Source organism: Shewanella mytili (assembly GCF_046765975.1).
GTDB lineage: Bacteria > Pseudomonadota > Gammaproteobacteria > Enterobacterales > Shewanellaceae > Shewanella > Shewanella mytili.
In genome coordinates, this window is sequence record NZ_JBKOUD010000001.1 from 471,376 (window position 1) to 483,054 (window position 11,679).

Sequence of the window (11,679 nt, forward strand, 5' to 3'; positions counted from 1 at the left end):
ATATACGTGACGTGGATGCTGTTGCCGACAGGTTACTCGGGGCCGTTGTCTATATCGCCATGGCAGCGGTCATGGCAGTGTTAATAACGGGACTGCAAAAGGAGTCCGGATGACAGAGGGCGTGCAACAAAGCCTGCCGCTGGCCATTGTCCGCGGTAAGGTGCTGCAGGAGTTTCCGGTGGATTTATTTATTCCGCCAGAGGCGCTTGCGGTATTTCTGGAGGCCTTTGAAGGCCCGCTGGACTTGTTGCTCTATCTTATCCGCAAACAAAAGCTGGATGTGGTGGATTTGCCCATTACCCAAATCACGGCGCAATATCTGGACTATATCGAGATGCTGCAGGGCGCCAGGGTTGAACTGGCTGCCGATTATCTGGTGATGGCCGCAACATTGGCGGAAATAAAATCACGTTTGCTGTTGCCAAAACCCGTGCTGGAAGCCGAAGAAGAGGAAGACCCGAGAACGGTGCTCATCCGTCAGCTCAAGGCTTACGAAACTATCAAGGCGGCAGCCTTGCAGCTGGATGGTTTGCCCAGACTGGAGCGGGATGTGTTTCAGGCCCATGCCCAGCTGGCGCCGGATGTGCAGCCGGTGTTGTTGCCGCCCGATGTTAGCTTGCAGGCGCTGGCTCATGCCTTTGGTCAGGTGCTCAAACGCGCCGAGGCCTATGGTGAGCATCAGGTGCGCAGTGAGCAGTTGTCGACCCGGGAGCGCATGAGCCAAATCCTGGCCCGGCTTTCCTGCGAGCACTACACCCCGTTCAGTGCGCTGTTTAGCCCCAGTGAGGGGCGCGCCGGGGTAGTGGTGAGCTTTTTGGCATTGATGGAGCTGGTAAAGGGGTTATTGGTTGAGCTGGTACAAACCGAACCTTTTGCCCCGATTTATCTGAAAGCGTTTTAAGGTAACGGAGTGCAAGCATTGGCACAGATTAACGACTTACAACTCAAACAGCTGGTGGAAGCCACGTTGTTTGTGGCCGGTAAGCCGATGTCGCCCAAAGCGTTGCGGGAAACCGTGCTGGCGAATTTTAGCGTGTCAGCGTCCCGGCTCCGGGCGGTGCTGGAAGCGCTGATGCAGGATTATCAGGAGCGGGGCGTGCAGTTGGTGCAGGTGGCGGGCGGTTATCGTTTCCAGAGCCGTGACAGCCTGAGCCACATTCTGCAAATGCTGCAACAGGAACAAGCCCCGAAATATTCACGGGCGACCCTGGAAACCCTGGCGGTGATTGCCTATCGGCAACCGGTTACCCGGGGTGAAATCGAAGCGGTACGTGGTGTGACGGTGAGCAGCCAGATCATCAAGAATTTAACTGATCGCGGCTGGATCCGTGTGGTCGGGCATAAAGAAGTGCCGGGAAGGCCGGCATTATTTGCCACAACCACAGAGTTTTTGGCTTACTTTGGCCTCGATAAACTGGCGGAACTGCCGCCGTTGACCGATGCCGAATCATTAGCGGCAATATTTTCAGGAATGAAAACCATGCCGGAAACCATAGAAGAGTCTATTAATGAGTGAAAAATTGCAGAAAATCTTGGCCCGTGCTGGCCATGGCTCCCGTCGTGAGATGGAGGCATGGATAGCTGCAGGCCGGGTGAGTGTCGATGGTATCATTGCCAATCTGGGTGACCGCATTGAAGCGGATGCCAAAGTGCGGATCGACGGTCGCCAGGTATCGCTCAAGTCAGCCGACGAGGTCATCTGTCGGGTACTGGCTTACCATAAACCGGAAGGGGAAATTTGTTCCCGCAAGGATCCGGAAGGTCGCCCGACGGTATTCGACCGTCTGCCCCGCACCCGCGACAGCCGCTGGGTAGCTGTGGGGCGCCTGGACATTAACACCTCAGGGTTGTTGCTGTTTACATCCGATGGGGAACTGGCCAACCGCCTGATGCACCCGTCAAATGAAGTGGACCGGGAATATGCCGTGCGCACCTTTGGTGAAGTCAATGACATGATGCTGCAAAAACTGCGTACCGGCGTGATGCTGGAAGACGGCCCTGCCCAGTTTGACCAGGTGAAATCTGCCGGCGGTGAGGGGATAAACCAGTGGTGGCACGTGGCCTTGCGTGAAGGCCGCAACCGTGAAGTGCGCCGTCTGTGGGAAGCGGTGGAGGTACAGGTAAGCCGTCTTATCCGGGTACGTTACGGCATGATTGAATTGCCCAAGACCCTGCCCCGTGGCGGCTGGATGGAATTGCCGCTGGAACAGGTCAACTATTTGCGGCAGCTGGCCGGGCTGGCGCCGGAAACCCGCTCCATGCTGGGGATGGATAAACACAGCGTGGCTCGGGCAAAAGTGCGCAGCGCCAAGGTTCGCCGCGCTGTGCGCAAACAAAAAACCACTCAGGGCAAGCCTGCCCGTTAAGCGGTGTTTCCCGTTGGCGGGAAAGGTTTATACAGGTACGCACAAACCAAAAGGCCACATTCAATGTGGCCTTTTGCATGGCTGCATTGCCAAGGCGGGCGTTAACCGGCGTGTTGTTGCAGGTAATCCAGTGCGCCGCAAACGGCGGCTACCTGGGCCCGGTTACAGATGTCATCCGTGGCTTTGGGGCTGTCGGGGTACACCTCCGTGGTGCAGGTATAGGGCGCGCCGGTCACGCTGGCACATAGCCCCAGCTCTTTAAGGGCGTATTCAATCACCCCGGGTTGCACCACTTTTGAGCCGATAATGTTGCCGTCCTTGTCTGCCGGGGCAATATGGGTCACGTTGGCCACCGATTCAATAATGGCTTTTTGGAATGCGGCTTGGGGTTTGGCGCTGTCATCCACCACGTAAAAACCGTCGGGGATTTCGCCGGGGGCGTACGCTTTGCCATCACGCGCTGACAACGCGGGACGAAATTCGCTTTCGTCCGTATCGGTGGTTTCATGCAAATCGATATGGGCCAAAAAGTCGCCAGGTTCAGACGCCACCAGCGCCATCAGGGCGGCGGCTTCTTCTGCCGGGCTGTTGGCGTAAAATGAGCGGTTGGGATCGATGGCCAGCGGATTCCAGCGGTTGATGACTTCATAGCCCCAGGGGCTGACACATGGTGCAATCAGCAAATTAAACGTTTGGCTGTAATGTTTGGCGGCCTGCTCGGCAAACAGCAAGGCGCCTTGTACGCCACTGGTTTCGTAACCATGCACGCCGCCTGTGATCAGCACGCAAGGTTTGTCTGCCTGCCAGTTCTTGGACTTGAGCGCCCACAGCGGGTAACGGGCCGGATCGTAACTGAGCGCGCCATATTGCAAGGATTCAAACTGGTCACTCAGCAAAGGCAATTTATCCAGCACCTGTTGCCGATAGCTGCGTTGAATGACTCTGGACTCCCGCCATTGTTTTTTTTCACTGTCACCCCAAGGGGTTCCCGGTGTGCCAATGGGGTAATGAGATGCCTGATGCATCATCTGCTCCTTATGTTTTCAAGATAAATGGGATGCCGGCCGTTTGGGCTGGGCACTGAATGCCTGAGCGTTTTCATGGCGGCTGTCATCTCCCATCAAGTAGAGGTACAGGGGCATAAGTTGTTCAGGTGTTTTTAGGGTGAGGGGATCTTCCGCGGGGAAGGCCTCCGCGCGCATGGCCGTGCGGGTGGCGCCGGGATTAAGGCTGTTGCAGCGCACGGAGCTGCCGTCACATTCATCTGCCAGCACCTGCATCATGCCTTCGGTGGCAAACTTGGAGATGGCATAAGCTCCCCAATATGCGCGCCCCTTACGGCCTACACTGCTGCTGGTAAAAATGATGGACGCTGCCGGAGCCTGCCTTAATACCGGCAGTAGTGCTTGTGTCAGTGCCAACTGGGCGACGACATTAACCTGTAGCAGTTGCTCCAGCGTGGCAATGGGTAATTGCTCCAGAGGCATCAAACTGCCCAGCAGGCCCGCATTATGCAACAGGCCATCAAGATGACCGAACTGCAGTGTGACAAGCCTTGCCATATGCTGGTAGTCATTTTCCGTGGCCGTAGCCAAATCCAATGGCATGATGACGGGCTCCGGAGCATTTCTGGCCATGATTTCATCATATACGGCTTCAAGTTTGGCCTGGGTGCGCCCCAGCAGGATAACCGTGGCACCATGGTTTGCGTAGCTGATGGCCGCAGCGCGGCCAATGCCATCCCCTGCGCCGGTCACTAGAATAATCTTGTGCTGTAATAAATCTTTTTTTGCTTGGTAGTCCAACATCAGTGCCGTTTCCATTTTCTGATAACCCCGCGTCCGGATTGACCTTGGCAGAGCCTGGTTAAACTGTTTTAAACAAATGACTGATTAGCATTGTAATACATTGGTTTGATTTGTTTATGTTTGGTAGCTAAATCACCACTTTTGCATTAACTTGATAAGGATTGAGACTTGGGTCTCATCCCTGCGGTTGCTGTATTTGGGGTATTGTGACCAATTTGTCAGGGAAACAAAACTACTACAACAAGACTTGGGGTTACAAATATGAACAGACTGATAGTGGTCACTGCAATAACTGCAGCCTTCGGACTCACAGCCTGCGGTGGTGACAGTTATGATGATATTAAAGACAATACGGTGCCATTGACACCACAAACCCATCTGGTGTTTGATCCTGCCAACGCTGCCGTCCCGTTGCCTAATGACTTGCTGTTAAGCGGCACGCTTGATGGTACGCTCAACATCCCTGGAGAGGAGAGCGGCGATTATACTGACCCACAACTGGCGCTGGGGGCGCTGGATGGCTGGTCAACAACCCAGCCCATCACCATAACGTTCGCTCCGGCGACTGACAGCAATGGCGAGTCCATCGGGCTGTTGGCATCATCGGTAACGCAGCCAGGGGCGGTGAGGGTGTTTGAGGCGGTCAGTGGCGGTCCGTTGTCTACCCAGCCACGTTGCCAGTCACAGGCGTCAGTCAGTGCCTGTGAGATAGGCGATGAGCTGACCTGGGGAGAGGATTTCATTACGCAGGTGGCGGGTAACAAAATCGTCGTCGTCCCCTTAAAACCCTTAAAGCCTGCCCAGTCTTACGTTTACGCGGCCACCTCATTGATTAAAGACAGCGAAGGACGCAGCGTGGCACCATCCAGCACTTACGCCTTACTGAAAATGGATATCAACAGCCAGCCGTTGGCAACTGCTGAACAACGGATGCTGCAATCCTTGGTTAACGGCTATGAAAGCATGTTGGGCAGCAGCCATGGCCTGGATGGCGACAGCATCATTTACGCCGGGCTGTTTACCACACAATCCGTGAGCGATGTGTATGAAACCGTTAAATTGTTAATGTTGCAAAGTGACTCGCCCTATGCTCCGAGCTGGGTGCAATCACCAACGCCTGCCGGTTATAGTGTGGCAACGGCAGCCGGGTTGAGCGCGGTCGATGGTGCAGCCTACGTGCTGGCCGACTTGGCCGACGTTTATACCGCCGCCATTAAGTTACCCATTTATGGCGATTGCTCCTCTGGCGCTTGCAGTGGCATAGATGGGCACTGGCAAGCCCAGGGGGATAGCCCGGTGGCCGTATTGCAGGCATTACAAAACGGCAGCCTGAGCCAGGGGAATTTTGTCATGCAGGCAACGGATTACGGCATAGACCCCACAGCGGCACTGGCGAATCCCGCGTTATTGGCAGGCAAAAACTGGAAACTGGATGATGGCAGCAATGCGGATGCCACACGGCATCTGACCCGCTTCAATCCCATTCCCGCCATCAAGGGCTACGAAACGGTGCCGTTGCTGATAAGCGTGCCCAACGCCAGTAAACTGGCAGCATTTTATGCCAGTCAGGGTAAAAGCTTTACCGCTCCCACCAATGGCTGGCCCAGCACCATTGCCATGCACGGCCTGGGTGGAGGCAAAGAGATGGCGCTGGCATATGCCGGCAGTTATGCCGCCGCTGGCGTGGCAGTGATTGCCATGGATATGCCTTTGCATGGTGCCCGCTCTTATGATGCTAACGGCGACGGCATTTATGAAGTGTCTGCCACAGACCCCGCCTTTGGCGCAGTGGTCGGTCAGCCCCACGCCTTTGATAATGGCACGGCACTGGCATTTGTGAATATCGGCAGTACATTATCGGTGCGGGACAATTTCCGTCAGGCCACCGTTGATCATTTGGCGCTGCGCCTGGCACTTGGCGGCCTGAGTGCCGCGCAGGCAGCAGCGGGCAGTACGCCTTTGTTTGATGCCAACAAAATCACCACGCAAGGCTTGAGTCTGGGGGCTATTGTGGGCACTGATTTTGCCAGCTATGCCAGCAGCGGATTGGCGGATCCCGCTTCCGGAAGCCCATTGCCCAACTATTATGCCATTCAGGGGGCATCTCTTGTGGCGCCCAGCGGCGGCCTTGCCGGCAGTTTTGCCGGCTCGGCAACCTTTGCGCCGGTGCTTTATGCCAGCATTACCGCATCCGATGCCTTTAAAGCGCTGGTGGCCAATAGCAATAGTGCCGGATATCCCGAGGATTCAGCCGAATATGCCGCCTTGGTGGATGCGGTGTACCAGGAATTCGTGCCCACCTTTGCCTTTGCCGTGCAAACCGCCATTGATAGCAGTGACCCTCTGAATCATGCTGCCATGTTACAGGCATCAGGGTTGCCGGTGCACCTGATTGAAGTGGTGGGGGATGGTGCCGGAAACAAGCCGGATCAGGTATTGCCGAATCAGGTCACAGGCTTCCCCTTGTCGGGAACGGAACCGTTAATTCGCCAACTGGGGCTGCCATGCGTGGATGGCGCGGCAACTGCAGGGGCGGTGCGCTTTGCCAAGGGGCATCATAGCTCCATTGTGAGCCCGGCAGAAATCAGCGGTGTTACCGATGGCATGGCGGCTGCAGCCACGGCAGAGATGCAGTCGCAGGTTGCCGTTTTTGCCGCCGGTGCGGCTGCGGGAACGCCAATGATCATGATAAGTAATGATCAGGTTATCCAACACTGCGGCGGCTGATGCCACCACTGCCTTGATATAAAAAATGCCCGGTAATTTACCGGGCATTTTCATTGACGATGGGGGGCTACTGGCAACCGTTAGTCACCACAGGCGAACGTGCTCCAGATGGGAGCATGATCTGACGGTTTTTCCATGGCGCGCAGCGCATAGTCCACATCGGCTTCTTTCAGCCGGGTAGCAAGCGATGCCGTGGCTAAAATGGTGTCAATCCGCAAACCGCGATTTTCATCAAATCCCCGGCTACGGTAGTCAAACCAGGAGTAACGCTCTTCTTGTTGGGGATGCAGTTGCCTGAAGGTATCAACCAGTCCCCATTGCAACAGGGTTGCAAACCATTGGCGCTCTTCAGGCTGGAAGCTGCACTTTCCGGTTTTTAGCCAGCGCTTTGCATTGGCGGCGCCAATGCCGATATCCAGATCCACGGGGGATATGTTCATATCCCCGATGATGGCGATGTCCTGCTCGGGAGAGAAGCTGTGATCAAGCCATTGCATCAAATCCGCATAAAATTTGCGTTTGGCCGGATATTTCACCTCATGGGCGATATTTTCCCCCTGAGGGAAATAACCGTTAATCACGGTCAGCGGACGACCGTTCGCCTGCATGAACTCCCCGGCAATCAGCCGGCGCTGGGCATCTTCACTGTCTGTCGGGAAGCCTTTCTGGATGTTCAATGGCACATTTTTGGAGAGCAGGGCCACACCGTAATGGGCTTTGCCACCAAAATAGTTTACCTGATATCCCATGGCTTCCACTGCCGCCAGCGGAAAGGCTTCGTCATGAACCTTGGTTTCCTGCAGCCCGATGATGTCAGGCTGATGCTGATCAATCAGTGCCTGCAATTGATGCAGTCTTGCGCGGAGTCCATTGATATTAAAAGAAACGATTTTCATGTTATGGCAAAACCGGCTTGAAAGGCTTCACAACTACAGCGGCATATACCCCGGCAGCCACATAAGGATCGGCATCAGCCCAGGCTTTGGCAGCGTCCAGTGATTCAAATTCAGCAACCACCAATGAGCCGGTAAATCCCGCTTCGCCGGGATTTTCGCTGTCAATGGCCGGATGGGGACCTGCCACCATTAAGCGACCGTCATCGGCAAGCAATTGCAGGCGGGCGAGGTGAGCCGGTCTGACCGACAAGCGATTTTCCAAGCTGTTTTCAACGTCTTGAGCTGAGATCATGTACCACATTATTTAAGTTCCTTCCGCTGTTCTTCTGGGATGTGTTTAAACAGATACAATACGGTAATCACCGTGTTTATCAGCGTTACCGCCGTTAAACCGAATACTTTGAAGTTGACCCAGGTTTCCTGGCTTAAATTGAACGCCACATAAACGTTGGCGCCGCTGCACAGGAGAAAAAAGCCAACCCAATACCAAGTGAGCCTTGCCCAGATATGATCCCCCACCTGCAGTTCATTGCCCAGCATGGATTTCAATACCGGGCGCTTGAGCCACTGACTGATCACCAGCGCCAGGGCCATGAGGGCATAAACAATGGTCACTTTCCATTTAATGAACACATCATCATGCAGGAACAGGGTCAGTGAACCGAACACGGCCACCACCACAAAGGTGATAATGTGCATTTTTTCAAGTTTGCGATAAATGGCGTAAGTGATGATGAGCTGTAGCGCGGTGGCGGCAACCAGTACGCCACTGGCAATATAAATGTCGTAAAACTTGTAAACGGCAAAAAAGACAACGAGCGGGAGAAAGTCCAGTAACTGCTTCATAATTGACCAGAGAATTCCAAAAACTTCGCTGAGTGTAGCACGCCACCGGGGAAGGATAAATTAAAACCCGCCCACATTGGTTTTACCGGTTTCCGGCACAATTTCCACGATTATCCAGCTCTCACCGCGTTTTTTCAGCCGCAGGGTGCGGTCATCAACCCACTTCTTTCCAGCTCGTTTGCCCGCTAATTTCACCACTACGGTTGTTTCATTGGAGAATTTACGGAAAAAATCGATATCGATATCTTCTATCGATAAGGTGACGTCGGTCATCGATAGCGCCAGCATGTAGCGTTGCACCGAGGCGGCAATGTAATAGCTGCGCAGTACTTCCTTAATGGGCTCATCCACGTATTGCGTGGCCTGCTCGACATTTCTGTCAACATAGATGGCCTGAAAAAAGCCAAGGGCGATTTGTTCGGGAGTGGCGGCACCTTCCTTGATGGCATCGCTACAACCAAAAATGCATAAGGTGCAGAAAAATAAGATATATTTCATAACTTGATGAATGAAGACTGGTAACGTCAGTATCTATTTTTTCGGTAACGGCCGCAAGCGGGTTTGGGGATAACTGGGCGCGACACCAGCAATGCTTCAGCGGCGGACAGCCGCACGAGGTTATCCACAAAATCTGTGGACAACTTTGTTGAATACTCACAGAGCACTATCTAACAGTTTGAAATAACACTTGAATTACTAATGGTCAATTTTTGTCGGCCATACTGTTAAATCCCTCCCAGCATATAACATCAATAAAAAAGGCGCCATACGCGGCGCCTTTTGAAATCCACAAAACCTATCAGTTCTGAGTCGCCTGAATGGCGGTCAGGGCGATGGTGTAGACGATATCATCCACCAAGGCACCACGGGACAGGTCATTGACCGGCTTGCGCATCCCCTGCAGCATCGGGCCGATGCTGATCAGATCCGCACTACGCTGTACCGCTTTGTAAGTGGTGTTACCGGTATTCAAGTCAGGGAACACGAATACGGTGGCTTTACCGGCAACCGGGCTGTTAGGCGCTTTGGAGCGCGCAACATTCGGCATTACGGCAGCGTCATACTGCAGTGGGCCATCAATCACCAGATCCGGGCGTTTTTCCTGGGCAATGCGGGTGGCTTCGCGAACTTTATCCACATCAGAACCACTGCCGGAAGTTCCGGTGGAGTAACTGATCATGGCAACGCGAGGCTCAATCCCAAAGGCTTTGGCTGATTCGGCAGACTGGATGGCAATATCCGCCAGCTGTTCTGCATTAGGATCCGGGTTAATGGCGCAGTCGCCATAAACCAGTACCTGATCCGGCATCAGCATGAAGAAAATGGAAGACACCAGGCTGGAGCCAGGCGCGGTTTTGATCAGCTGCAGCGGTGGGCGAATGGTGTTGGCAGTGGTATGCACCGCACCGGATACAATCCCGTCAACTTCATTCTGTGCCAGCATCATGGTACCCAGTACCATGTTGTCTTCCAGCTGTTCGCGGGCGACAATTTCCGTCATGCCCTTGCTGCGGCGCAACTCAACCATTGGCTCAACGTAACGTTCACGCACTTCATCCGGGTCAACAATTTCAATGCCTTCGCCCAGGGTGACACCTTGCAGGTTGGCAATACGCATAATCTCGTCGCGTTTACCCAGCAGCACGCACTTGGCAATGCCGCGTTCGGCACAAATGGCTGCCGCCTTGATGGTACGTGGCTCGTCGCCTTCTGGCAGCACCACGGATTTTTTCGCTGCGCGGGCCAGTTCGGTCAGCTTGTAACGGAAGGCGGGTGGTGACAGGCGGTTCTCGCGAGGAGAGCTTTCAGTCACGCTTTCAATCCAGTTCTGATCGATATGACTGGCCACATATTCCTGTACCAAATCAATGCGTACCGCATCATCAACCGGCACTTCATGGTCAAAGCGCTGGATATTGAGGGATGTTTGCCAGGTGTTGGATTCAATCAGGAAAACCGGCAGACCGGTTTCAAAGGCCTGTTCGCAAAGATCCATGATGGCAGGCTCTGGCTCGTAGCCACCGCCGAGCAGCAAGGCGCCAATCTTGACGCCATTCATGGCGGCCAGACAGGCGGAGACAATCACGTCAGAACGGTCGCCAGAGGTCACCAGCAAGGAGTCGGGCTTGATGTGGGGAACCATGTTGGGCAGCGAGCGGGCGCAGAAGGTGACTTTGCGCAGGCGGCGAGTATTCATTTCGCCGGCATTCAGAATGCGGGCGCTGAGGTGTTTGGCCAGATCCGAGGCGCGAGGTGACACCAGATCCAGGTTGTAAGGCACGCTGCCAAGAATGCGCAGGGTACTTTTGCCGGGTAGCTGGAACATGCCGGCAGTATCGGACGGCTGACCCTGTTCGTGATCGAACATTTCAGACAGATCCGGGCGGGTGCGGCCGGCTTCATCAACAGGCGCACCGATTTTGTTAACAATGGCGCCGATCAGGCGTTTGTTTTCAACGCCGCCCCATGCATGGTAAGCGATTTCCAGACGGTTCATTAAGCCGTTGGGCGTGTCGTTACCCGGGGTGGCCACAAAAATCACGTCTGCATCCAAGGCTTTGGCAACCGCGTAGTTGATATCATCGGCAAAATGATGGTTGCGGGTATGCACCAGACCTTCAACAATCAACGTTTCAGTGTCGCCCACGGACTCAGATACCCGGGCAATGATCTGTTCCATCAGGATATCGGTTTGATCCGCGCTGATAAGGCTTTCGGCATGGGCCATGTCGAAGGGTTCGAGCGGATTAACGGTGGGAGACTTGCTGAGAATGGTGGTTGAGCGTTCTGGGCCGTTATCATCAGGCCGCAACTGTGCGATGGGTTTGAAAAAACGGACTTTTACGCCGTGGCGTTCCAGTGCACGAACCATCCCCAGACTGATGGAGGTGAGGCCTACGCCTGTACCAATGGGGATCAACATAATATTTCGGGACATAAAAACCTCTTCTAAAAATCACTGCGGGTTGATTACCGCTATTCGCAGGATTTTGTTGCTTGTCCGGATGCTGCGTTGCCAATCACTCACTGGCAACG

The 11,679-nt window shown here is 54.3% G+C and carries 11 protein-coding genes; 4 read left to right on the plus strand and 7 right to left on the minus strand.

The annotated features are described in order from the left end of the window. The first annotated feature begins 109 nt into the window (after positions 1–109). The 3 genes from ACIDEJ_RS02140 to rluB are packed head-to-tail and all read left to right on the plus strand — an operon-like array spanning position 110 to position 2,366. Positions 110–901, plus strand: a complete 792-nt coding sequence (locus ACIDEJ_RS02140) for a segregation and condensation protein A (protein ID WP_411986437.1) — start codon at positions 110–112, stop codon at positions 899–901. Positions 902–919: 18 nt separating this feature from the next. Continuing rightward, entirely contained in the window at positions 920–1,516 is a 597-nt protein-coding gene (scpB, locus tag ACIDEJ_RS02145; protein WP_411986568.1) for an SMC-Scp complex subunit ScpB, read from the plus strand. Continuing rightward, complete coding sequence (gene rluB / locus ACIDEJ_RS02150) at positions 1,509–2,366, plus strand: 23S rRNA pseudouridine(2605) synthase RluB (RefSeq protein ID WP_411986438.1); 858 nt, start codon at positions 1,509–1,511, stop codon at positions 2,364–2,366. The genes scpB and rluB overlap by 8 nt, the downstream gene beginning before the upstream one ends. Positions 2,367–2,467: 101 nt before the next feature. Here the strand turns inward: rluB and ACIDEJ_RS02155 are convergent, their stop codons facing one another. Continuing rightward, on the minus strand, positions 2,468–3,391 hold the full coding sequence (locus ACIDEJ_RS02155; RefSeq protein WP_411986439.1) for a M14 family metallopeptidase: 924 nt from the start codon (positions 3,389–3,391) through the stop codon (positions 2,468–2,470). Between the two features lie 18 nt (positions 3,392–3,409). After that, positions 3,410–4,174 carry a YciK family oxidoreductase gene (locus ACIDEJ_RS02160; RefSeq protein ID WP_411986440.1) on the minus strand — a complete coding sequence of 255 codons (765 nt, stop codon included), beginning with the start codon at positions 4,172–4,174 and terminating at the stop codon, positions 3,410–3,412. A gap of 261 nt (positions 4,175–4,435) precedes the next feature. Between ACIDEJ_RS02160 and ACIDEJ_RS02165 the strand changes: the two genes are divergently transcribed. Beyond that, positions 4,436–6,901: a VolA/Pla-1 family phospholipase gene (locus ACIDEJ_RS02165; RefSeq protein ID WP_411986441.1), complete on the plus strand. Its 2,466-nt coding sequence runs from the start codon at positions 4,436–4,438 to the stop codon at positions 6,899–6,901. An 80-nt stretch (positions 6,902–6,981) separates the two neighbouring features. Here ACIDEJ_RS02165 and xthA read toward each other — a convergent pair whose 3' ends face one another. The 5 genes from xthA to pta form a co-directional block, all read right to left on the minus strand. Next, complete coding sequence (gene xthA, locus ACIDEJ_RS02170) at positions 6,982–7,797, minus strand: exodeoxyribonuclease III (RefSeq protein WP_411986442.1); 816 nt, start codon at positions 7,795–7,797, stop codon at positions 6,982–6,984. A 1-nt stretch (position 7,798) separates the two neighbouring features. Then, positions 7,799–8,098 (minus strand): YciI family protein, encoded by a 300-nt coding sequence (locus ACIDEJ_RS02175; RefSeq protein ID WP_411986443.1) that lies wholly within the window; start codon positions 8,096–8,098, stop codon positions 7,799–7,801. Beyond that, complete coding sequence (locus ACIDEJ_RS02180; protein ID WP_411986444.1) at positions 8,098–8,643, minus strand: septation protein A; 546 nt, start codon at positions 8,641–8,643, stop codon at positions 8,098–8,100. Before ACIDEJ_RS02180 ends, ACIDEJ_RS02175 begins: the two co-directional genes overlap by 1 nt. Positions 8,644–8,703: 60 nt before the next feature. Continuing rightward, a complete protein-coding gene (locus tag ACIDEJ_RS02185) occupies positions 8,704–9,141 on the minus strand; it encodes a hypothetical protein (protein ID WP_411986445.1) in 438 nt (145 codons plus the stop codon). 301 nt (positions 9,142–9,442) lie between these two features. Further along, positions 9,443–11,581, minus strand: a complete 2,139-nt coding sequence (gene pta, locus ACIDEJ_RS02190; RefSeq protein ID WP_411986446.1) for a phosphate acetyltransferase — start codon at positions 11,579–11,581, stop codon at positions 9,443–9,445. Between the last annotated feature and the right edge of the window lie 98 nt (positions 11,582–11,679).